General features: G+C 71.6%; 20 protein-coding genes and 1 pseudogene. 11 read left to right on the forward strand and 10 right to left on the reverse strand.

Annotated elements, in window-relative coordinates:
* Nucleotides 1-108: 108 nt before the first annotated feature.
* Together ACFXC1_RS04045 and ACFXC1_RS04050 are read left to right on the forward strand one after the other, a co-directional pair.
* A pseudogene (locus ACFXC1_RS04045) lies at nt 109-1,746 on the forward strand (hypothetical protein); the annotation flags it as partial.
* 51 nt (nt 1,747-1,797) lie between these two features.
* The gene (locus ACFXC1_RS04050; RefSeq protein WP_381238408.1) at nt 1,798-3,633 is read left to right on the forward strand and encodes a hypothetical protein; all 1,836 of its coding nucleotides are present in this window, start codon (nt 1,798-1,800) and stop codon (nt 3,631-3,633) included.
* A 4-nt stretch (nt 3,634-3,637) separates the two neighbouring features.
* On the opposite strand, the gene ACFXC1_RS04055 is transcribed toward ACFXC1_RS04050, so the two are convergent.
* Nucleotides 3,638-4,303: a nucleoside/nucleotide kinase family protein gene (locus tag ACFXC1_RS04055; RefSeq protein WP_381238410.1), complete on the reverse strand. Its 666-nt coding sequence runs from the start codon at nt 4,301-4,303 to the stop codon at nt 3,638-3,640.
* A 113-nt stretch (nt 4,304-4,416) separates the two neighbouring features.
* On the opposite strand from ACFXC1_RS04055, the gene ACFXC1_RS04060 reads away from it, so the two are divergent.
* The gene (locus ACFXC1_RS04060) at nt 4,417-4,812 is read left to right on the forward strand and encodes a nuclear transport factor 2 family protein (RefSeq protein WP_381238413.1); all 396 of its coding nucleotides are present in this window, start codon (nt 4,417-4,419) and stop codon (nt 4,810-4,812) included.
* A gap of 13 nt (nt 4,813-4,825) precedes the next feature.
* Here the strand turns inward: ACFXC1_RS04060 and ACFXC1_RS04065 are convergent, their stop codons facing one another.
* Nucleotides 4,826-5,701: an LLM class flavin-dependent oxidoreductase gene (locus ACFXC1_RS04065; RefSeq protein ID WP_381238416.1), complete on the reverse strand. Its 876-nt coding sequence runs from the start codon at nt 5,699-5,701 to the stop codon at nt 4,826-4,828.
* A gap of 152 nt (nt 5,702-5,853) precedes the next feature.
* On the opposite strand from ACFXC1_RS04065, the gene ACFXC1_RS04070 reads away from it, so the two are divergent.
* The 3 genes from ACFXC1_RS04070 to ACFXC1_RS04080 all read left to right on the forward strand — a co-directional run bounded on the left by ACFXC1_RS04070 (nt 5,854) and on the right by ACFXC1_RS04080 (nt 9,293).
* Complete coding sequence (locus tag ACFXC1_RS04070; protein WP_381238419.1) at nt 5,854-6,444, forward strand: TetR/AcrR family transcriptional regulator; 591 nt, start codon at nt 5,854-5,856, stop codon at nt 6,442-6,444.
* Nucleotides 6,445-6,558: 114 nt separating this feature from the next.
* Complete coding sequence (tmpA, locus tag ACFXC1_RS04075; RefSeq protein ID WP_381238421.1) at nt 6,559-8,199, forward strand: 2-trimethylaminoethylphosphonate dioxygenase; 1,641 nt, start codon at nt 6,559-6,561, stop codon at nt 8,197-8,199.
* A gap of 176 nt (nt 8,200-8,375) precedes the next feature.
* Nucleotides 8,376-9,293 carry a S41 family peptidase gene (locus tag ACFXC1_RS04080; RefSeq protein ID WP_381238423.1) on the forward strand — a complete coding sequence of 306 codons (918 nt, stop codon included), beginning with the start codon at nt 8,376-8,378 and terminating at the stop codon, nt 9,291-9,293.
* A 36-nt stretch (nt 9,294-9,329) separates the two neighbouring features.
* Here the strand turns inward: ACFXC1_RS04080 and ACFXC1_RS04085 are convergent, their stop codons facing one another.
* Both ACFXC1_RS04085 and ACFXC1_RS04090 read right to left on the reverse strand, forming a co-directional pair.
* Nucleotides 9,330-10,103: a GntR family transcriptional regulator gene (locus ACFXC1_RS04085; protein ID WP_381238425.1), complete on the reverse strand. Its 774-nt coding sequence runs from the start codon at nt 10,101-10,103 to the stop codon at nt 9,330-9,332.
* Between the two features lie 40 nt (nt 10,104-10,143).
* Nucleotides 10,144-10,527 carry a DUF5997 family protein gene (locus ACFXC1_RS04090; RefSeq protein ID WP_381238427.1) on the reverse strand — a complete coding sequence of 128 codons (384 nt, stop codon included), beginning with the start codon at nt 10,525-10,527 and terminating at the stop codon, nt 10,144-10,146.
* A gap of 58 nt (nt 10,528-10,585) precedes the next feature.
* Between ACFXC1_RS04090 and ACFXC1_RS04095 the strand changes: the two genes are divergently transcribed.
* On the forward strand, nt 10,586-11,377 hold the full coding sequence (locus ACFXC1_RS04095; protein ID WP_381238429.1) for a LysR family transcriptional regulator substrate-binding protein: 792 nt from the start codon (nt 10,586-10,588) through the stop codon (nt 11,375-11,377).
* A gap of 20 nt (nt 11,378-11,397) precedes the next feature.
* Here ACFXC1_RS04095 and ACFXC1_RS04100 read toward each other — a convergent pair whose 3' ends face one another.
* The 5 genes from ACFXC1_RS04100 to ACFXC1_RS04120 all read right to left on the reverse strand — a co-directional run bounded on the left by ACFXC1_RS04100 (nt 11,398) and on the right by ACFXC1_RS04120 (nt 15,380).
* Complete coding sequence (locus tag ACFXC1_RS04100; RefSeq protein WP_381238432.1) at nt 11,398-12,291, reverse strand: M56 family metallopeptidase; 894 nt, start codon at nt 12,289-12,291, stop codon at nt 11,398-11,400.
* The gene (locus ACFXC1_RS04105) at nt 12,288-12,671 is read right to left on the reverse strand and encodes a BlaI/MecI/CopY family transcriptional regulator (protein ID WP_381238434.1); all 384 of its coding nucleotides are present in this window, start codon (nt 12,669-12,671) and stop codon (nt 12,288-12,290) included. The genes ACFXC1_RS04100 and ACFXC1_RS04105 overlap by 4 nt, the downstream gene beginning before the upstream one ends.
* A gap of 40 nt (nt 12,672-12,711) precedes the next feature.
* Nucleotides 12,712-13,755, reverse strand: coding sequence for a DMT family transporter (locus ACFXC1_RS04110; protein ID WP_381238437.1), 1,044 nt, complete (start codon nt 13,753-13,755; stop codon nt 12,712-12,714).
* Nucleotides 13,756-13,763: 8 nt separating this feature from the next.
* Nucleotides 13,764-14,312 (reverse strand): MarR family winged helix-turn-helix transcriptional regulator, encoded by a 549-nt coding sequence (locus tag ACFXC1_RS04115; RefSeq protein ID WP_381238439.1) that lies wholly within the window; start codon nt 14,310-14,312, stop codon nt 13,764-13,766.
* Between the two features lie 255 nt (nt 14,313-14,567).
* Nucleotides 14,568-15,380, reverse strand: a complete 813-nt coding sequence (locus ACFXC1_RS04120; protein ID WP_381238441.1) for a SigB/SigF/SigG family RNA polymerase sigma factor — start codon at nt 15,378-15,380, stop codon at nt 14,568-14,570.
* Between the two features lie 239 nt (nt 15,381-15,619).
* Here ACFXC1_RS04120 and ACFXC1_RS04125 point away from each other — a divergent pair, with 239 nt between their 5' ends.
* A complete protein-coding gene (locus tag ACFXC1_RS04125; RefSeq protein WP_381238444.1) occupies nt 15,620-15,964 on the forward strand; it encodes a DUF6479 family protein in 345 nt (114 codons plus the stop codon).
* Between the two features lie 144 nt (nt 15,965-16,108).
* On the opposite strand, the gene ACFXC1_RS04130 is transcribed toward ACFXC1_RS04125, so the two are convergent.
* Nucleotides 16,109-16,285 (reverse strand): hypothetical protein, encoded by a 177-nt coding sequence (locus ACFXC1_RS04130; RefSeq protein ID WP_381238446.1) that lies wholly within the window; start codon nt 16,283-16,285, stop codon nt 16,109-16,111.
* A gap of 273 nt (nt 16,286-16,558) precedes the next feature.
* Between ACFXC1_RS04130 and ACFXC1_RS04135 the strand changes: the two genes are divergently transcribed.
* The 3 genes from ACFXC1_RS04135 (at nt 16,559) to prcB (ending at nt 19,918) form a co-directional block, all read left to right on the forward strand.
* Entirely contained in the window at nt 16,559-18,040 is a 1,482-nt protein-coding gene (locus ACFXC1_RS04135) for a hypothetical protein (RefSeq protein WP_381238448.1), read from the forward strand.
* Complete coding sequence (locus ACFXC1_RS04140) at nt 18,037-18,990, forward strand: lysylphosphatidylglycerol synthase transmembrane domain-containing protein (protein WP_381238451.1); 954 nt, start codon at nt 18,037-18,039, stop codon at nt 18,988-18,990. Before ACFXC1_RS04135 ends, ACFXC1_RS04140 begins: the two co-directional genes overlap by 4 nt.
* A 73-nt stretch (nt 18,991-19,063) precedes the next feature.
* Nucleotides 19,064-19,918, forward strand: coding sequence for a proteasome subunit beta (gene prcB / locus ACFXC1_RS04145; RefSeq protein ID WP_381238453.1), 855 nt, complete (start codon nt 19,064-19,066; stop codon nt 19,916-19,918).
* The last annotated feature ends 243 nt before the right edge of the window (nt 19,919-20,161 follow it).

Consider the following 20,161-nt stretch of genomic DNA (forward strand, 5'->3'; position numbering starts at 1 on the left):
CCCCGCCGCGGGTGCCACGCCGCTCTCCCCCCCCCCCGCGCGCCGGGGGGGGGGGGCCGGGGGGGGCGCGCCCCCCCCCCCCCCCCCCCCCCCCCCCCCCCCCCCCCCCCCGACGGGCAGCTCGCCGGTGTGACCCACCGTGCCCTGGCCCGCCGGGTGAAGACTCTGGTCGCGGCCCACCGTTCCCCGGACTCGGCCCTGCACGGCAGCGGGTACGCCGTGGCCGCCGCGCTGGCCCACCTCGGCGCCCTCCGGACCGCGCAGACCGCCACCGGTCTCTTCGCGGGCGGCGACAACGTGCAGTCACCGCCGGACTCCGCGTTCACGGTCAACGACGTGTGCGACGCGCACGTCCTCGCCGCGGGCGGAGGCCCGGAACTGCGCGACGTCACGGCCGCGCTCGCCGAGATCGCCGGCGCGGCGTCCGAGAGCCTCGTGGCGGGCGGGGTGCACACCCCCAACCACCGCTGGGAGCTGAGCGCGGCGCTCGCCCGTCTGCACCGGTCGTTCCCCGACGACCGGCTGCTGGACCGTGCAGAGGAGTGGCTCGCCGAGGGCGTCGACATCGACGCGGAGGGCCTGTACTCGGAGCGCAGCGCCGTCTACGCCTCCCACGTCTCCAACCCCTCGCTCCTGCTTCTCGCCGGCGTCCTCGACCGCCCCGAGCTGCGGGCCGCCGTCGAGCGCAACCTCACCGCGACCCTGGACCTCATCAGACCCGACGGCACGGTGGAGACCGTCCACTCGCGGCGTCAGGACCAGCATGGACGCTTCCCGCTGGCCCCCTACCTCCCGCACTACCGACTGCTCGCGATCCGTACCGGCCGGGGCGACTTCAGCCGAGCGGCGCACTCGGCGGCGGCAGGCGGCATCGACGACCCCGACCTGCTCGCCGCGACCTTCCTCACCCCCGAGCTGTGCCGCGAGCTGCCGACACCGGAGCCGGAACTACTGCCCCGCCACCGGTACTTGGCCACGGCCCGCCTCGCCTCCCGGGTCTCCACCACCGCGCACAGCGTCCTGTACGGCGGCTCGGACGTGCCCGAGCAGCGCCGGATCCGCTCGGGCCTCGCCTGCAACCCCACCTTCCTACGGCTGTTCGCGGGCGGCGCGATCCTCGACGCGGTCCGCCTCTCCCGGGGCTTCTTCGACCTGGGCCCGTTCCGCGCCGCCGACATGGAACAGCTCGCCGACAATCGGTACCGGCTCACCCAAACCCTCACCACCGCCTACTACCAGCCGCTCCCGAAGGACCTGAGGTGCGACGACGGCGCCTACCGCCTGGTGGACGAGGGCCGCTTCTCCGCGGCGATGGCCTTCCCCGACCGCCCTCAGGACGAGGTCTCCCACACCACCCGCGTCGAAGCGGACCTGCGGGAGGACGGCGCCGATCTGCGGATCGACATCAGTGGACCACGAGTGCCCTGGTCCCTCGAACTGACCTTTCGTCCAGGGGGAGTTACGAAGGGTGCCGCCCCGATCGGCGACGGACGCTGGTGCCTGACGGCCGGGCCGTTGACCTATCGGGTCGGCGACGACGAGATCCGTGTCGAGGTCGACGTCGAGGCGGGCGAACCCCTCGCCGGTCCGGACCGCGCCGACGTACTACGGTACGACCCGGGCCAGGACTACACAGTGGTGGGCGGCACCGACGCGACGACCGGCAACCGCGTCTACATCGGCGGAAACGGCCCCCAGAGACTGAGCGTCGCACTGCGCACCAGCCGTCCCGCCTCCGCCTCCTGACCCCGACGACCCACGCCACGGCCACCTCCGGCATGAAGGGCTGATCCACCCGTGCACCTCCTCCACCAGCGCGGTCCGCTGCACAACCTCCCCGACACCCCGGAGGCATACGACGCGGTCCTCGCCGACGTCGTCGAGCAGGCCCTGCGGCGCATCACACCGGAGGGCAACCTCGAACACCCCGACTGCTACGACGACATCGGGGACACGTCGCTCGGGATCACGTCGTTGTTGGCATTCGCCTGGCAGCGCGGCAAGGACCCTCGGCTGCCGGAGGCCGTGCGGCGCAGCCTCGCGTTCCACCTCCGCGAGCGCGTCTACACCGAGGACAACCCCGGCTACCCGAACCTGAGGGTGCGCAACTCCGGCCTCCCGTACGCCCGTTACGTCCTGGAGGCGGGCGCGCACCCCATCGGCGACTGGCCGAGCACGGTGTGGGCGCTGCTCCAGGCGGTCAACATCCTCGACGCGACGGACGGACTCGTCGACGACGAACAGCGCACCGCTGTCGTCGAGTTGGCGCACGGCTACTGGCGCTGGCTCACCGAGGCGACGTTCTTCAACCCGCAGGAGGCCGGCAACCAGGCGATCGGCTGTGTGGTCGGCGGCTTGATGCTGGCCCGCCATCTCCCTTCAGTAGAGGGGGAGTTGGTGCGCGAACGCGCGCTCACCGTGTACGCGGACGAGATCCGCGCCCACCGCGTGAGCGACCGCGGCGCCCTCCTCCCGCCCGAGCACGGCGGCGCGTACGACAACAACTACGGTCCGATCTCCCTCTCCTTCCTCGCGCAGGCCCACATCGTCAGCGGCGAGGACGTCTTCGCCGAGGACGGGGAGGCGCTGGCCCGCTACATCGACGCCCGCCTCACCAACGGCGGCTTCGACAACGGCGGTCCGCGCTACAGCGAGCAGCACTCCGCCTTCGAGTCGGTCCTCGGCCTGCGCTACTTCGGCGCCCGTATCGGCTCGGACATCGGCCGCTACCGTGGCGACAGCCGCTGGGCCCGGCACGCGGTCAAGCCCGACGGGGGAGTCGACGGGCACTTCGCGTGGATGCTGGTCTGGCAGATCCAGGACGCCACGCCCTGGCACCGCACCCCGTCCACGGAGCCGGTCCGCCATCAACTCCGCGCCGGCACCGTGTCCGTGGCCTTCGACAAGAAGATGACTCCGTCAGTGGTCGAGGCCGACAGCACGTACTACCTGCCCGCGGCCGTCAACCGCCAGCACGGCTTCGGCCCGGTGCTGGACGGTTTCCTGTTCTGCCGCCCGATGGGCGAGGTACGGGTTCGCGACCTCCGCGCCGACGGCCTCACCGCCAAGCTGGTCACCAAGCCGGTCGTCGGCCGCGACCACGTGCTGCGGCACATCCGTTCCCTGTACGTCACCGACGGCACGAGCCTGTGGACGACGGTCGCCGTCGAACGGCTCGACGGAGCACCGTACTTGCTCGCCGGACTGCCCTACGCGGCGGACGACGGCGACCGGGTGCGCAGGACGGCGGAGGGCGACGTCACCTCCGTGGGAACCCTGCGCCTCACCCACCCGACCGGCGACGGCGCCGACCACTTCGACGCCCGCTCCGAACTCTCCCAGCAGGAGGCGGCGTTCGCCCTCGCCGCCGACCCGCGCGGCTACGGCAACCCCGACGAGGGCTGGAGCCACCTGGTCACCTCCACGGCCCTGGAGGCCGACCCGGCACCGGGCGCGCCGGAGGACCTGAATGTGTTCCTCGTCCGGTACGGCCCCGGAACCGGGCCGCTCACGGCCGAGTTCGCCAGCGGCGAGAACGGCGAACTGACCGTCCGCACCGAGGCGTTCACGGCGGTGATCGGGGACGCCGCGGGCGACGCCCACGGGGAGCCGGAGCTGACGCTCCACGCGTGAGCCCTCAGCTGTGGGGCACGCCGTACGGCGAGGGCAGCGCGGCCGGGGGGATCACCAGATCCGCCCGGCCGCGTGTAGCGGCGACGAGGTCGGCGTTGCGCTGGTCAGTCCCCAACACCCAGGCCACGGCGGTCTCGTGGTCCTTGCCGAACTCCTCGTGCCGGGCGACGAGCCGGCGGACGCGTTCTCCTTCGTCGGCCTCGCAGAACCACACCTCGTCCAGACACGGCCGCACTCGCGCCCATGACCCCGCCTCCAGCAGCAGGTAGTTGCCCTCCGTCACCACCAGCCGGGCCGCGGGCGGTACGGGGATCGCGCCGGCGATCGGCTGCTCCAACACCCGCTCGAAACCCGGCGCGTAGACGATCTCGTCGGTCTCCTCGCGCACCCTCCGCAGCAGTGCCGCGTACCCTGCCGCGTCGAAGGTGTCGGGCGCGCCCTTGCGCTCGCGGCGGCCGAGCCGGTCCAGTTCGACGTCGGCGAGGTGGAAGCCGTCCATGGGGACGTGCGCGACCCATGGCTCCCCGGTGCCGTTGAGGTCCCGCACCAGATGCTCGGCGAGGGTCGTCTTGCCCGCGCCCGGGCTGCCGACGATGCCGAGGACGGCACGCCGGCCGGGGCGGGCGAGAGCGGTGGCACGGGTGAGGAGGTCGTCGAAGGTCAGCGGCACACGGAGAGTGTGCCATCCGTCTCGGTCGCCGGGCAGGGGCGATGATGCGCCGAAGATCGGGGATTCGGTCAACAGAGAGACCATGGAGTGGGGGACAGGAACAGGAGCCGCCCATGCCCGACGACGCGACACAGATCCGAGCCCTCATCACCGACTGGGCCGAGGCCGTCCACCGCGGCGACCTCGACGGCGTACTGGCGGACCACACGGACGACCTCGTCATGTACGACGTCCCGCCACCCCACGCCGGCATCCACGGTCTCGCCGCCTACAGCGCCAGCTGGCCGCCGATCTTCGAGTGGCAGGCACAGGGCGCCCGCTTCGACATCGACACCCTGGACATCACGGCCGGTACGGACGTCGCCTACGCCCACGCCCTGCTCCGCTGCGGCACCCCTGAGGACCTCGCCGAAGACCCCACGCTGCGGCTGCGGCTCACCTTCGGCCTGCGCAAGGAGCACGGCCGCTGGCGGGTCGCGCACGAACACCACTCGTTTCCGCACGACTGATGGGGCGGGAGTCTCAGGCGGTGCCGCGGATCAGCTCGTCGGCGACCCAACGGGCGACACCGGCGGGGTAGGGCGCCGACAGTCCGAGGACGACGTGGTGGAAGCCCGCGTCGATCGCCTCGCGGATCGCTTCCCCGGTGGCCTCCGGCTTGTCGTACGACACGGAGAGGTGGATCGAGCGCGTGACGGAGGCGGGGTCGCGGCCGATCTCGGCGCAGTAGCGGTCGAGGAGCGCGCTGCGGGCGACGGCGTCCGCGATGTCGCCGCCGGGGATGTTCCAGAGGTCGGCGTGCTCGGCGGCCACGCGGAGTGTCGCGGCCGAGCGTCCGCCGATGAGGATCGGCGGGTGGGGGCGCTGGACGGGCTTGGGGTTGCCGAACGCGCCGGTGAGGTGGTGGTGGGTGCCGTGGAAGTCGAAGGGGCGCTCCTCGGTCCACAGCCGCCGGATCACCGTGCAGGCCTCGGCGAGGCTCGTCACGGCGTGCGCGGAGTCGTGGAAGGGGAGGCCGTGGGCCGCGTACTCGCGCCGGGCCAGCGGATGGTCCGGGCGGGAGCCGACACCGATGCCGAAGTCGAGCCGGCCGCCGGAGACGAGGTCGACGGTCGTGGCGATCTTGGCCAGCAGCGCGGGCGGCCGGAAACGGTTGCTCGTCACCATCACACCGAGCCGCAGCCGGCGGGTCTGCGCGGCGAGGGCCGAGAGGAGCGTCCAGCCCTCGTAGGCCGGTCCGTCCGGGTCGCCGCCGATCGGCATGAGGTGGTCGAACAGCCAGGCGTGCTCGATCTCCGGGACGGTGTCGGCTTCCTGCCAGACGCGGAGGATGTCGTGGTAGTCGACCTGCATGGGGGCGGTCATGATTCCGAAGCGGGTTCGGGGTGTGCGGGGCATGGCGCCTTCCGTCCTTCGGCAACACGTGGTGGCAGGCATGGCTTGGTCGTCCGGCTTGTGCTCTGGCATCATAAGCAAGCGGAACGATGTTCCGGAAAACGATACGGAACCTTGTTCCGCTTAGCAAGCTCTAGTGGTGGAGGAACTGCGCGGTGAGTGACAACGAGGAAGGCGTGGGCGGCGCGGCCCAGTCCAAGCGGGCGGACGCCCGGCGGAACAAGGAGACGCTGCTCGATGCGGCGGCCAAGGTCTTCGTCGCGTCCGGTGTGGACGCGCCGGTGCGTGACATCGCCCGCGAGGCCGGCGTCGGACTCGGCACGATCTACCGCCACTTCCCGACCCGCGCGGATCTCGTCATCGCCGTCTACCGGCACCAGGTCGAGGCCTGTGCCGAAGCCGGCCCGGCGCTATTGGCGAGCAGCACCAGTCCGTACGCGGCACTACGGGAGTGGATCAATCTCTTCGTCGACTTTCTGGTCACCAAGCACGGACTCGCCTCGGTGCTGCGGTCCGACAGTGCCGGTTTCGAGTCGCTGCACTCCTACTTCCTCGACCGCCTCCTGCCCGTGTGCGCCGAACTGTTCGACGCGGCGGCCGCGGCCGGTGAGGTCCGGTCCGACCTGACCACCTACGAACTGATGCGCGGCGTCGGCAACTTGTGCGTCGGCGCGGAGGGAGACGACCGCTACGACGCCCTCCGGCTGGTCGACGTCCTCATCTCGGGACTGCGCCCGCCGGGCTGATGCCGTGCCGGTTCATCTGCGGGTGGCCGGCATGTCACCTCTCGCTCATCCGGCGCTGAGACCTTCGCTCTGTCCCAAAAGTTGGCTGTACAACTTGGTGAGAGAGTGATGGCGATGTCACAGTCCGTAGAAGACCTGCCGCTCGCGTGGCTGCGGGACAACTGTCCCTGCCCCCGATGCCGCGACCCGCGCAACGGTCAGAAGCTGTTCCAGATCACCGAGCTGCCCCCCGACCTCGCGCTGGACGCCGTTCGCCGGACCGATGACGGCGTCGAGGTCGACTGGGCGCCTGACGGCCACCGGTCCACGTACTCCGCGAGGTGGCTGACCGCCAACGCGCCCGGCGCAGGGGGCGGCCCCGGCGACCGGCGTAGCGAGAACGGCAAGACGCTGTGGACCGCCGCCGAACTGAACGGCCGTCTCCCCGAGGCGAGTTGGACGGAGTATCTGAGCGACCCGGTGGTCAAGGCGCGGGTGCTGGAGTCGGTTCTCGGGCTCGGCTTCGCCCTGCTGCGCGAGGTGCCGTGCCGCGAGGGCCAGGTGTTTGAGGTGGCCGAGACGTTTGGCTACGTCCGCGAGACCAACTACGGCCGGCTCTTCGACGTACGGGTCGAACCGGACCCCAACAACCTCGCCTTCACCGGCGCCCGGATCACTCCGCACACCGACAACCCGTACCGCGACCCGGTGCCGACCCTCCAACTGCTGCACTGCCTGACCAACGGGGCGGCCGGCGGCGACTCCGGCCTGGTGGACGGGTTCAAGGCCGCCGCACTGCTGCGTGCCGAGGATCCGGAGGCGTTCGCGTTGCTGACCCGTACGCAGGTGCCGTTCCGCTTCGGCGACGCACACACCGAACTGGCCGCCGACCGCCCGCTGATCGACGTGGACGGCCTCGGCCGGATCCGCGAGGTGCGCTTCAATAACCGTTCCATCGGCACCCTTTTGCTCCCCGCCGACGAACTCGATTCCTTCTACCGTGCCTACCGCACCTTCGCCGAAATCACCCTCCGCCCCGAACTCCAGCTGGAATTCCGGCTGTTGCCCGGAGACTGCCTCATCTTCGACAACGTACGACTGCTGCACGCACGCACCGCCTTCGAGGAGAGCGGCGCCCGACACCTCCAGGGCGCCTACGCCGACCTCGACGCACTGACCGGCACGTTGGCCGTACTGCGCCGCCAACGGGCCGTAGCGGGCGATGAGTTCGTCGACGGGCTGGCCGAACTCTTCGAGGGGGAGGGCGCGGATGCCTACCTCGGTGAGCAAGTGACCATGGCGCAGCACATGTTGCAGGCTGCCGCCCATGCCGAGGAGGCGGGCGCGCCCGACGCGCTGGTCGTCGCCGCGCTGCTGCACGACCTCGGCCACTTCCACGGACCGGTCAGCGGCGCGGAGTTGATGGAGGAGGGCATCGACAACCGGCACAGCCACACCGGGGCGGACCGGCTGGCCGAGTGGTTCGGCCCCGAGGTCACCGAGCCGGTCCGGCTGCACGTGGCGGCGAAGCGGTACCTGTGCGCGGTCGAACCGGACTACTTCGGCCGGCTCTCCCCGGCCTCGGTACACACCCTGGAGGCGCAGGGCGGTCCGATGTCACCGGCCGAGGTCGCCGAGTACGAGGCGAATCCCTACGCGGCCGACGGGGTCGCGGTGCGCCGCTGGGACGACGAGGCCAAGGACCCCGAGGCACCGGCCCCGGAGTTCGCACACTTCCGGCCGCTGCTCACGGGCCTGTTGCGAACCGGCCAATGACGTAAGGGAGTTGCTCGGCAGTTGATCGTCGGCCTTAGGGTTGCCTTCTGCGTCGAGAGGCTGGGGGACCGGTGGGGTGGGGACGGGTATGGCGTATGTCGACCTGTGCGGGGTTGGCGGGAGTTCTCGCGGCGACGGGATGCACGAGCCGTTCGCAGGGTTCGACGGACGACGACATGGCGCCCGCGGCGCGGACGTATCTGTCGAAGGCCCTGGACATCATGGAGGAGCACTCGCTTCTTCGGCACGAGGTCGACTGGACGGACCTGCGGAACAAGGCGTACACGCAGGCACACGGTGCACGGAAGCCGGCGGACACCTACGGGGCGATCAGTTCGGCACTGCGGCGTCTGGGTGACGCACACAGCAGCTTCATGGAGCCCGAGCAGGCCAAGGAGAGCGCGGAATCCGCGGCCTATCTCGATGAACTGGAGGGCCGTTCACTGAAGAACGGCGTCGGTTACCTGTCCCTTCCCGGGGTGCAGGGATCCCAGGAGGCCTACGACAAGTACGTACGGCTGGGCCGAGCGGCCGTGACGAAGGCGGGCGGGACCGGCGCCTGTGGCTGGGTGGTGGATCTGCGCTCGGACTCGGGCGGCAACATGTGGCCGATGCTGGCCGTCATAGGACCCATCCTGGGGGACGGCAACGTCGGCATGTTCGTGGATGCCGACGGCAAGAAGTACACCTGGTCGGTCAAGAACGGTGCCCCCTACGAAGATGGAAAGTCGCAGGGCTGGAGCGACGCCCCGCCCGTCGCGAGGAGCAGCCCGCCGGTTGCCGTTCTGACCGGTGGACGAACAGCCAGCGCGGGCGAGGCGATGGTGGTGGCCTTCCGCGGGCGTCCCCACACCCGCTTCTTCGGTAAACCGACCTACGGCGTCCCCACGGGCAACAATGCGTACCGTCTGTCCGACACCGCCCTGATAAACCTCACGGAAGCCAAGGACGCGGACCGAACAGGCCGTACCTACGACGAGGCGATCCCACCGGACGAGGAGATAGCCAAGGACCCGCGGGATCGTGCCCGGGACACCGTCCTGCAAGCAGCGCAGGACTGGCTCCTCAAGCAGTCCCCCTGCGCACGACCGTGATCCGCTCCGGCGTTCGCCATGTCGCCGGGGCGCCAGTCACGCCTCGCCCGCCGACCGCCGGGCCAGTGACCCGGACGTGGCCGAGCTGTGGACGGTGAAGGCCACCGTCTCCGGCAGATAGCGGTCCTCGGACCATTCGATGGGGGTGCCCGCCGGGTCGGTGCTGCAGCGCCGCTCGCGCAGCAGCGGGTCGCCGGGCCGGCAGCCGAGCAGCCGGGCGTCCTCGGTGTCGGCCGGGCACAGGTCGATGGTGTGCTGGGCGTCCGCGAACAGCACCCCCGACTCCTCCAGGGCCACGGTGTGCGACACGGTGTCCGGGGGGAGCGAGGCGATCAACTCGCCCACGGCGGACGGGTAGACGGTGCGTTCCACCATCACCGGTCGCCCCGAGAGCGTCCGCAGCCGCCGTACCGCGTGGATCTCGGCCCCGGCCGGCAGCCGCAGTCGTTCGCGCTCGGTGGCGTCGGCGGGGCGGGTCTCCGCGGTGACGATCCGGCCGCCCGGTTCCTCGCCCGTCGAGCGTGCCCAGCGGGTGAAGCTGAGGAGTTCGCCGAAGCTCTGTGGCCTCGGCGTTCCGATCACGACCCGTCGGGTGCCGCGCCGTGAGGCGATCAGGCCCTCGGTGCGCAGCAGGGCCATCGCCTGGCGGACCGTGCCGCGGGAGACGCCGTAGCGTTCGGCGAGTTCGCCCTCGGCGGGCAGCCGTCCGCCGGAGCCGTAGCGGCCCTCGCCGATCTCCCGGCCCAGGTCGGCAGCCACCTTCCGGTACAACGCGAGGGGCTTCCCCGTCCCGGCCGGGCCGTCCGTCACCGTGCGCGTCTCCGTCCTGAGCGCCTTCGCCCCGCGGCCGTCAGTCGTCGTCGGCGTTCTTCTTGTTCTTGATCCGCTCGGCTTCCTTGCGGACCTCGGCCTGCGTGGCGCGCTCCTTCTCCAGCCACTCGGGGCCGTCCTTCTTCAGCGCCTCGATCTGCTCGGTGGTGAGCGGCTCGGTGACCCCGCCACGGGCGAGACCGGCGATGGACACGCCGAGCCTGGCCGCGACGACCGGGCGCGGGTGCGGGCCGTTGGCACGCAGCTCGCGCAGCCACTCGGGCGGGTTCGCCTGCAGCTCGTTCAGTTCGGCGCGGGAGACGTCACCCTCCTGGAACTCGGCGGGTGTGGCCTCTAGGTACACACCCAGCTTCTTCGCCGCCGTGGCGGGCTTCATCGTCTGGGTGGTCTGGTGCGACTTCATACCGTCAAGAGTATCGACCGCGTCAGAGGCCCCCGACCACGGCGGTTAACCTTGCGGGGTGACTGGCTCGGAAGCATCCCCCACGTTCCGGCTCGCGTACGTCCCCGGGGTGACGCCCGCCAAGTGGGTGCGGATCTGGAACGAGCGCCGGCCCGACGTCCCCCTGACCCTCGTACCGGTTCCGGCCGCCGAGGCGTCCGACGTACTGCGGCGCGGCGAGGCAGACGCCGGACTCGTACGGCTGCCGGTCGACCGTACGGTCCTCAGCGCGATCCCCCTCTACACCGAGGCGACCGTGGTCGTGGCCCCCAAGGACCACGTCGTGACGGCGGCTGAAGAGGTGTCCCTCGACGAACTCGCCGACGAGGTGGTCCTGCACCCCCTCGACGACGTCCTCGGCTGGCAACAGCCGCCCGGGGAGCCCGCGTTCGAGCGTCCCGCGACCACCGAGGACGCCGTGGAACACGTGGCGTCGGGCATCGGCATCCTCTACGTCCCCCAGTCCCTGGCCCGGCTGCACCACCGCAAGGACCTCACCTACCGGACCGTCCTGGACGCCCCCCAGTCGGACGTCGCCCTGTCCTGGCCCGAGGAGGCGACCACCGACCTCGTCGAGGACTTCATCGGCATCGTGCGCGGCCGCACGGTCAACAGCACCCGGGGCCGCACCCCGCCACCGGCCCAGCCGAAGACGAAGGGGAAGCGCGCCGAAGCCCCGGCGCGCCGCAAGCCCGCCGCCGGAAAGACGACCGGAAAAGCGACCGGCAAGACCGGCACTACCGGGAAGAACCCGCGCGGCTCCTCCGGCGGCGCCAAAGGAACCAGGCGCGGCAAGCCCCGAGGCCGCTGAGGCCACCTCCCCCTCGCCGACTAGACGAGTACCCCCGCCAGTATCCGGAACAGATCGTCCGTCGCGTCGGCCGCGCCGAGCGCGGGCAGCGCGCCCAGTGCGAGGACAGCTGCCGCGAGGGGCCAGAGGCGTGGGGGTGGGGTCGTCTGCAGCGCCGCGATCCGCCGGGTGACCGCACGGTCCGTGAAGCCCAACGCGCAGGCGGGACGCGGGCGTTCGGCGCTCAGGGCGGCGCGGGCCAGGGCGCGGGCGGTGGTGGCACGGTCGCCGACCGCGTCCGCCGCCCGCTCGTCCGCCCACCGCTCCACCAGGAACGCGACCGTGCCCCGCACGGGCCGCAGCAGCGGGTTGGCCGCGGCGGCGAGCGTCGTCGCGGTCACCAACAGGGCATGCCGGTGGGCGAGATGGGCGCGCTCATGGGCGAGCAGGACCCGCCGCTCCGCCGGTTCGAGGGCGCTCAGCATGCCGGCGGTGACCAGGATCCGGCCGGGTGTGCCGGGAATGGCGAACGCCTGCGGCTCGGGGGAGGCGGCGACGATCAGCTCGGTGTCCGCCGGGTGCCCCTCGCACAGCCGCCGCAGCGCCCGCCGCGTACGGCGATCGGCCCGCAGCGCACCCTGGACGGACACGAGGAGCACGGCGAGGGCGACACCGGCCGCGATCCCGATCACCTCGGGCACCGGTTCCGCCAGCCGGTGCCCGTCCTGCCGGGCCTCGGCGACGACCGGCGGCGCGTCCCCGACGAGCGTCGCCGCCAGCAGGAACAGCGACCAGCAGGTGGCCGCCGCGGTCACCACGCCGGCGGCTGTGAGCACCCGTGCGGCCAGCGCCGGAGCCACCCGGCCGGCGATCGCGGGGCTGATCACGGCGAGCAGCAGCGACAGCGGCAAGGGCGTGTAGACGTCGAACCTCATCCCGCGCCCCCGGCCAGCAGGTCGCGCAGCGCCTTCTCCTCCTCCGGCCGCAGTCCGCTCACGAACTGCTGGAGCGCGGCGATCGGATCCGGGCCCCGGTCCAGCGCCTCGTGCATCGCCTCGGCGGTCAACTCGGCCGCGTTCTTCGCCGGCCGGTACGCTCCGCGCCGCCCGTCCGCGTCCCGCAGCACGAGGCCCTTGTCGTAGAGCCGTTTGAGGATGGTGTGCACGGTGTTGTAGGCGAGCGGGCCGTCGATCTCGGCCTGGATCTCCCCAGGTGTCAGCGGACGGTCGGTAGCCCAGAGCGCGGCGAGGACCTCGCTCTCCAGCTCACCGGCGCTGCGCCGTTCCGCCCGGGCCCGCGGGTCTGTGGCAGCCATGGGCGTCACCTTACAGCTTGTAGGGTGCGCCAGGCATCGCCTACCGGCGAAGGCGTTTTCCGGATCCGGCCGGCGCGACCGCGCCGGGAGAACGCGCGGGAGCGGGACAGGCGGGCCAGGGTCGTGGGGGAGGGGCGTCGGATCCCTCGGATCCCTCGGATCCCGCGGACTCCGCCGACTCCTCCGACCCCTCCGACTCCGAACCCGGCACCTCGATCAGGAACATCGCCGTCACCACCAGCGCCCCGCCGACCAGCGTGGAGACCGTGAGGCGTTCGCCGCCGACGAGTACGGCGAACAGGCCCGCGAAGACCGGCTCCATGGTCAGGACCACCGCGGCCTGTGTCGCGGTGACATGCTTCTGCGCCCACGTCTGCACCATGTAGGCGAACGCCGAAGCCAGCACCGCCGTGACGAGGACCGCGGTCCAGGTGCTGCCGTTCTGGGGCGGTCGTACGCCGTGCGGGACCGCGCCGATCAGGCACATCAGCGACGCCGTCGTCAGCTGGACCAAGGTGAGGGCGTAGGCGTCCCGGCCCGGGGACCAGCGGCCCAGCGCCAGCAGGTGCAGCGCGAAGCAGACCGAGCACAGCAGGGTGAGCGCCTCCCCCGAGCCGAACGAGACCCCGCTGAGCGTGATCAGCGCCAGGCCCGCGGTCGCCGTGGCGGCCGCTGTCCAGGCCGTCGGGGACAGGTGCTGGCGGAACAACGCCCAGGCCAGCAGTGGCGTGATCACCACGAACAGACCGGTCAGGAATCCGCTGACGGCCGCCGATGTGTGCTGTAGGCCGAGGGTCTGGAGGATGTACGACATCCCCAGCAGGGAACCCGCCCCGGCACCGCGAGCAAGCGTGCCCCGGTCGATTCGCCGTACGACCGACGGGCGGATCGCCGCCATCACCACGGCGGCGAGCGCGAACCGCCAGGTCAGGAAGTCGAAGACGGGCATACCCACGGTGGCGTCCTTGACGACCAGGAACGTGGCGCCCCAGATGGCTGTGACGAGCAACAGCCCGACCACGGCGGTCAGCCGTAACCTGCTGTGCGCCGGGTTGTCGCGCGCCGGCCGGAGCCTGTCGCTCATGACGCCGTTCATGACGGTCCTTTCGTCCGGATGTCGACCGCGCTGTCGGCCGCCGTGTCGACCGGGCACGACTGCTTGGGGCACTCGTCCAGGGCGCACATGCGGCAGATGCGCTGTCCGTGATCGGCGTCGGTCGTCAGATGGGCCAGCATCCGTTCCAGGAAGCCGGTCAGCACCGTTCTCTCGCGCGGCCCGAGCACGGACATCGCGTCATCCATCAGGCCGCCGCGCAGTTCCAGCAGCCGCCTCGCCTCGCGTGTTCCCTCCGGAGTGAGGAAGATGGCCACCTTGCGGCTGTTGGCACCCGGTTCCCGGCGTGCCTTGCCGTCGCGTTCGAGCCGGTCCACCAGGCGGGTGGCCGCGGACTGCGTCAGACCGAGCGGCCCGGAGATCCGGTCGATGCCCGCGCCGGGCTCCTGCAACAGGTACGTGAGCGCGGCCGGCGTGGCCCCGCTCTGCCCGGACGTGCTCTCGCTCGCTGCCCGCTGCGCGTCGCCCAGCGCGGTGACCAGAGCTCCCAGCAGATTGCCGGTACGACCGTCCGATGAAGTGTCCATACCATCAACCATGCATGACTCATGCATGAGTGTCAAAGGCGGTGTCCGCCCCGCGGTGACAGACGGTCCCGGTACAGGTCCTCGTAGTACGGCAACTGCCGGCGGTGGAAGTCCGCCGGTGCCGGATGGTTGTCCACGGTGATTCGCACTCCCGGGCAGCGCACGTGAAGCCGGCGCTCCGGCCCGCGTGGGAGGCCCACCCGGTCGCGGGGCGACACCGAGCGCGGGCGAGGGACCCAGCCGTGACGGCGGACGTCACGCGGCCAGGAGGCCGGTGCGGAGTTTGCTGAGGGTGCGGGTGAGAAGGCGGGAGATCTGCATCTGCGACACGTGCAGTTCGCGGCCGATCTGGGCCTGCGTCATCTCCTGGCCGAAGCGCATCTCGATGATGGTCCGCTCCCGCTCGTCGAGCCGTTGCAGCAGCGGGGCGAGCGTGTGCAGGTCCTCGAACAGTTCCATGGCGGGGTCGGCGTCACCCATCGTGTCCGCGTACTTCGGCGCGCCCTCGTCGGTCTCGGCTTCGCCGCCCGGGGTGTCGATGGAGCCGGCGATGTAACCGTTGGCGGCGACGAGACCCTCGATCACCTGGATGTCGGTCAGGTCCAGGTGGGCGGAGAGTTCCCTCACGGTGGGGGTGCGGCCCAGCGTGGCGGTGAGCGTCTCCTTGCTCTTGGCGAGGTCGACGCGGAGTTCCTGGAGGCGGCGCGGGACGTGCACGGCCCAGGTGGTGTCGCGGAAGAAGCGCTTGATCTCGCCGACGATGTAGGGGATCGCGAAGGAGGTGAACTCCACCTCGCGGGTCAGGTCGAAGCGGTCGATGGCCTTGATCAGGCCGATCGTGCCGACCTGGACGACGTCCTCCATGTCGCCGTTGCCGCGGTTGCGGAAGCGGCGCGCGGCGAAGCGCACCAGGGACAGGTTCATCTCGATCAGCGTGTTCCGCGCGTACTGGTACTCCTGAGTGCCCTCTTCCAGGACCTGGAGCCGGTCCAGGAACAGCCTGGACAGGACGCGTGCGTCCTTGGGCGCTACCTGGGCGCCGTCCTCGATCCGCGGCAGGTCACTCATGACGGCGGAGGTTTCCAGGGTGACGGCTGTGGTCGGTCGGCGGGCATTCACGGGAAGGGTCACGGTGCCGCCTCAGGTGGAAAACAGGATGCAGAGCGCCTGCCCTCTCTCACCGGATCCATGTTGACGTCTCCCGGGTATCTCGGCGGGCCGCGGCGGCAGTTACGTCTTGGGGGGCCACCTCGAGTGCCCCCGGGGTGGGCCGGGTTCGCCCGTTGACCCCGGGGTACCCGGCGGCGATGAACACACCGAGCATGGATGTGGCCGCGTCGAGCGGAGTGGCCCTTGGAGTCTTTCCGGTGGTGGCCGGCTTGGTCCTCGTCGTCGGGCTGGTCTGGGCCGTGCGGCTGGGGATGAAGGCCCGTCGGCGGGAGTCGGTGCCGCCGCGTCCGGAGGAGCAGCCCCGGCTGCCGGAGTCCGGGCCGACCGGCGAGATTCAGGAGATGCGCGAGCCGGAGGAGGTGCCGCGCGCGAAGGACGGGAGTGACCGGCTCACCCCGCATCAGCTGTCCGGTGGCGGGACGTCGGGCAGCAGGCGCAGTGAGGACCAGAAGCGCCGGCGTTGGGGCTCGGGTTCCGCCTGATCACGGGTTCCGCCCAGCAGCACCCCCGTGACCCAGACCCGGATCGGCGACACCTTCCGCGGCCAAGGGCGCCGGGCTCCCCGCAGCCCGGCAACCAGGCAGGTCAGTGAGGCCGGGCAGGTCAGGGATGCGGCAGGAGGCCGGTCAGTCCTCACCCCGGACGATGTTGCCCTCCGCGCTCGTGCGCACCGCCGCGGGGGATCCGCTGCTCTCCACCGCGCTGACGCACGTCCGTACGCCCTTGCCCCGGCGGTCACGGGCCTTCGACCAGCCGGTCCTGGCCACGTTCAGGACTTTCTGCTTCGCGTTGCGCGCGGTCACAGCGGTTCAACTTCTCTCTGCGTCGGTCGAGCTCTCGATGGGGTGTTCTCCGGGTTCCCGTGGGCAACGGGCGTGAAACGCCGTGCCGTTCGGATGCCGCGCTTGTCCAAGGGGACGCATCGCTCCGGCGGCTGTCAGTCGCGTGGCCCAATTCCAGTCCGCGACCACTCCCACGTCGGGATAGTTTGTCCATGTTTTCCCCGGCTCCCGTCTCCACTCCTACAGGCTGTAGGGTGCCGGTAACCCTACAAACTGTAGGGGGGAGGGTGGGTCATGTCCGGCAGCACGTACGCCACACTCGCCGGGACCCGGCGGCCCGGACCGCCGACCGCGTCCGGCCGCTCGGCGTTCCCCCTTGCGCTGGTGGCCGGTGCCTTCACCCTGGCCCAACTGGTGCTCGTACGGCCCGGGTTGGGCCTCGGCTGGGACGAGACCGTGTACGTCAGCCAGATCAGCGTGCACGCCCCCGCCGCCTTCTTCAGCGCACCCCGGTCCCGTGGCATCTCCCTCCTGGTCGCACCCGTCACCTCCTGGTCCTCGTCCACCACCCTGCTCCGCGTCTACCTCGCCGCCCTCTCCGGCCTCGCCCTCTTCCTCGCACTCCGCACCTGGCGCACCCTGTTCCCCGTCCGCGTCCTGGCCCTGGCGGGCACCCTCTTCGCCTCCCTCTGGGTGACCCTCTTCTACGGCCCGCAGGCCATGCCCAACTACTGGGTCGCCGTGGGCGCCCTGGCCGCGACGGGCTGCTTCCTGCGGGCCCGGACCGACGACGCCGACCGTTCGGCCCTGTGGGGACTGGCGGCGAGCGCGTCCCTCATGGCCTGGATGCGGCCGACCGACGCCGTGTGGGTGAGCCTGCCCCTCCTCGTCCTCTGCCTCTTCGCCCGACACTGGCGGCTGCTGGCCGTCCTCCTCGCCGGGCTCGCCTCCGGCGCCGTGGAATGGGTGATCGAGGCGTTCGTCAGTTACGGCGGTCTGACGCAGCGGCTGCACGACGCCTCGGCGATCGAGGGCGGACTCGGCTTTCACCTCGCGGTCACCGACCAGCTGCGCAGCCTGGGCGGACGCGCCCTGTGCCGCCCGTGCACGGGTGCCCTGCCCAACCCGGTGGTCGACGTCTGGTGGCTCGTGCTGCCCGTGCTCGCCGTCGCCGGAGTGGTCGTCGCCATCCGCGCCCGGCGCACCGCGCCCACCCTCGTCCCGTTCGCCTGCGCCGCGACCGCCGCCTTCCCGTATCTCTTCATGATCGGCTACGCGGCTCCGCGCTTCCTGCTGCCCGCCTACGCGCTGGCGGCGATCCCCGTCGCCGACGCGCTGATCCAGCTGGCCACCAGGCCGACCGGAGCGTGGCGGCCGGTCGCGGTGACCCTGCTCGCGGTGGGGCTCGCCGGGCATCTGGCGGTCCAACTCGCCGTCCTGGAACGGACGGTGAGCCGTACGAACGCCCAGCACCGCGACTGGTCCCGCACCGCCGCCGAACTCCACCGCCTCGGCGTGCGCAGACCCTGCCTGCTCACCGGCCAGGACGCCATCCCGGTCGCCTTCTACACGGGCTGCGCCTCCGCCTCGACCGCGGGACACAACGCCAACTCCAGCCGGACCGCCATCGACCGGACCGCCCGCCGTATGCCCGTCGCCGACATCACACCGGCCGGCAGCCGCCCACCCGCGTACGCCCACGACTGGACCGTCCACCACTACGGCACACTGGATCTGCGCGTCGCTCCGATCATCGAGAGGGACGGAGGCGCATGACGGCACCACCCGACCTCGCCGCGGCGACCCGCACCCGTCGCGGACGTGCCTACTGGCAGGGCGCGTTGACGCTCTGTGTGCTCGTGGCCGTGGTCTGTCTGCTCCGGCGCCACTGGCCCGTGCTCGCGAACGGCGCCGGGCGGCTCGCCGTAGCCGATCAGGGCTGGCTGCTGGTGGCGGGGACGGCCGCCTTCGGGACCTGGGTGTCCTCGGCGCTCGCCCAGCAGGGCGCTGTGCCCCAACGGCTGCCCGGCGGACGGCTGGTGGCCGCGCAGTTCGCCGCGTCGGCCGCCAACCACGTGCTGCCCGCCGGGCTCGGCGCCGGTGCCGTCAACCTGCGCTTCCTGATGCGCTGCGGGCTCCCGGTCGGACGCTCGGCCAGCGCCCTCGCCGTGAAGGCGACCGCCGGCGTGGTCGTCCGGATCGTGCTCATCGGCGTCCTCGCCACGGCCTGCCCGGGCGTGCTGCGCGTCCCGCACATCTCGGTCGGCGTGGTGGGCATCGTCCTCGCGGTCGTCGCGCTGGTCGCCGTACTGCTCAACTGCCCACTGTGGCCCCGGTGTCGGCGTGCCCTCGCGACGGTGCTGACGGACATCCGGGCCGTGCACGCCAGGCCGCAGCGGGCGGTGGCCCTGTGGGGCGGTTCACTGGCCTTCGCCGCGCTGCACTCGCTGGTACTGATCTGCGTCACGCAGGCCGTCGAACTGCCGCTGTCCCCGGCCCGGGTGGCGCTGCTGTACCTCGCCGCGAGCAGCGCCGCCGCCCTCCTGCCCACCCCGGGCGGTATCGGCTCCCTCGACGCCGCCCTGGTCTTCGCCCTCACCGCCTCGGGAACCACGGCGTCCGCCGCCGCGTCCGTCGTCCTCGGCTACCGGCTGCTCACCGTGTGGCTGCCGCTGATCCCCGGCCTGCTGGTCCTCGGGGTACTGGTCCGCCGCAAGGACCTCTGACGCCGAACGGCGTTTCCCGTTCCGCCGGTTCAGGTAGGACATCGTTGTTGACCCACGGGCGAGGGGGAGTCGCATGGCAGGGAACGAGACCGACGGCCGGCTGGCGGAGGAGTTCTTCACCCCCGGAACCTCGTCCTTCACCGACTTCCTGGCCGCCCACCGGCCCGCGCTGCTGCCCACCCGCCGCCCCTTCCCGGACGGCGTCCGCGCGAAGGACGGTCAGTTCCCGCACGGCACCACGGTGTTGGCGCTCACCTACCGCGACGGCGTGCTGATCGCCGGCGACCGCAGGGCCACCATGGGCAACGTCATCGCGCAACGCGACCTGGAGAAGGTCCACCCGGCGGACGACTACACCGCGGTCGCCTTCGCCGGCACGGTCGGACTCGCCGTCGACATGGTGAAGCTGTACCAGGTCGAACTGACCCACTTCGAGAAGATCGAGGGCATCCCGATGACCCTCAACGCCAAGGCCACCCGCCTCGCCGGCCTGATCCGGCAGAACCTCGGCCAGGCCATGCAGGGCCTCGCCGTAGTACCGCTCCTCGTCGGCTACGACCCCGCCGCCCCCGAGGGCGCCAAGGGCCGTATCTTCACCTTCGACGTCGTCGGCGGCACCTACGAGAAGCCGGACTTCCACGCCGAGGGCTCGGGTTCCCCGTACGCCAGGGGCTCCTTGAAGAAGCTGTTCCAGCAGGGCATGTCCCGGCGCGACGCGGCCCTGGCCGCGCTGCAGGCGCTGTACGACGCGGCCGACGACGACTCGGCCACCGGCGGCCCCGACATCAACCGCCGTATCTTCCCCATCGTGTCGGTCATCACCGAGGACGGCTTCGAGCGACTGCCGGAGCCGGAGACCGAGGCGCTGACCCGCGAGATGGTCGAACAGCGCCGGAGCCACCCGGACGGACCGACCGTCGCACCCTGAGCGGGACTGTCCGGGTGGAAGCGGAGAACGCGTTGACCAGTACACCGGACAGCCCGTCAGGACGACGAGCTTCGTCGGCCGACGCCAGGATCCCGCCGAGGTCAGAGGCCTGGTCGCCGCCCATCGGCTGGTGACCCTGAGCTGAGCGCATCCTCGTCGACCACCTCCAGGACCGGGAGTCGCTGCTCGTCCTCGACAACTGCGAACACCTGGCGCACGCGTGCGCCAGGCTCGTCGAGACGC

Source organism: Streptomyces hokutonensis (genome assembly GCF_042751305.1).
GTDB lineage: Bacteria > Actinomycetota > Actinomycetes > Streptomycetales > Streptomycetaceae > Streptomyces > Streptomyces hokutonensis_A.

Coding starts and splice junctions, on each gene's coding strand:
- ACFXC1_RS04060 (WP_381238413.1), top strand. CDS start 4,417: ATGCCCGACGACGCGACACAGATCCGAGCCCTCATCACCGACTGGGCC.
- ACFXC1_RS04065 (WP_381238416.1), bottom strand. CDS start 5,701: ATGCCCCGCACACCCCGAACCCGCTTCGGAATCATGACCGCCCCCATG.
- tmpA (WP_381238421.1), top strand. CDS start 6,559: ATGTCACAGTCCGTAGAAGACCTGCCGCTCGCGTGGCTGCGGGACAAC.
- ACFXC1_RS04080 (WP_381238423.1), top strand. CDS start 8,376: ATGGCGCCCGCGGCGCGGACGTATCTGTCGAAGGCCCTGGACATCATG.
- ACFXC1_RS04090 (WP_381238427.1), bottom strand. CDS start 10,527: ATGAAGTCGCACCAGACCACCCAGACGATGAAGCCCGCCACGGCGGCG.
- ACFXC1_RS04100 (WP_381238432.1), bottom strand. CDS start 12,291: ATGAGGTTCGACGTCTACACGCCCTTGCCGCTGTCGCTGCTGCTCGCC.
- ACFXC1_RS04105 (WP_381238434.1), bottom strand. CDS start 12,671: ATGGCTGCCACAGACCCGCGGGCCCGGGCGGAACGGCGCAGCGCCGGT.
- ACFXC1_RS04110 (WP_381238437.1), bottom strand. CDS start 13,755: ATGAGCGACAGGCTCCGGCCGGCGCGCGACAACCCGGCGCACAGCAGG.
- ACFXC1_RS04115 (WP_381238439.1), bottom strand. CDS start 14,312: ATGGACACTTCATCGGACGGTCGTACCGGCAATCTGCTGGGAGCTCTG.
- ACFXC1_RS04120 (WP_381238441.1), bottom strand. CDS start 15,380: ATGAGTGACCTGCCGCGGATCGAGGACGGCGCCCAGGTAGCGCCCAAG.
- ACFXC1_RS04125 (WP_381238444.1), top strand. CDS start 15,620: ATGAACACACCGAGCATGGATGTGGCCGCGTCGAGCGGAGTGGCCCTT.
- ACFXC1_RS04135 (WP_381238448.1), top strand. CDS start 16,559: ATGTCCGGCAGCACGTACGCCACACTCGCCGGGACCCGGCGGCCCGGA.
- ACFXC1_RS04140 (WP_381238451.1), top strand. CDS start 18,037: ATGACGGCACCACCCGACCTCGCCGCGGCGACCCGCACCCGTCGCGGA.
- prcB (WP_381238453.1), top strand. CDS start 19,064: ATGGCAGGGAACGAGACCGACGGCCGGCTGGCGGAGGAGTTCTTCACC.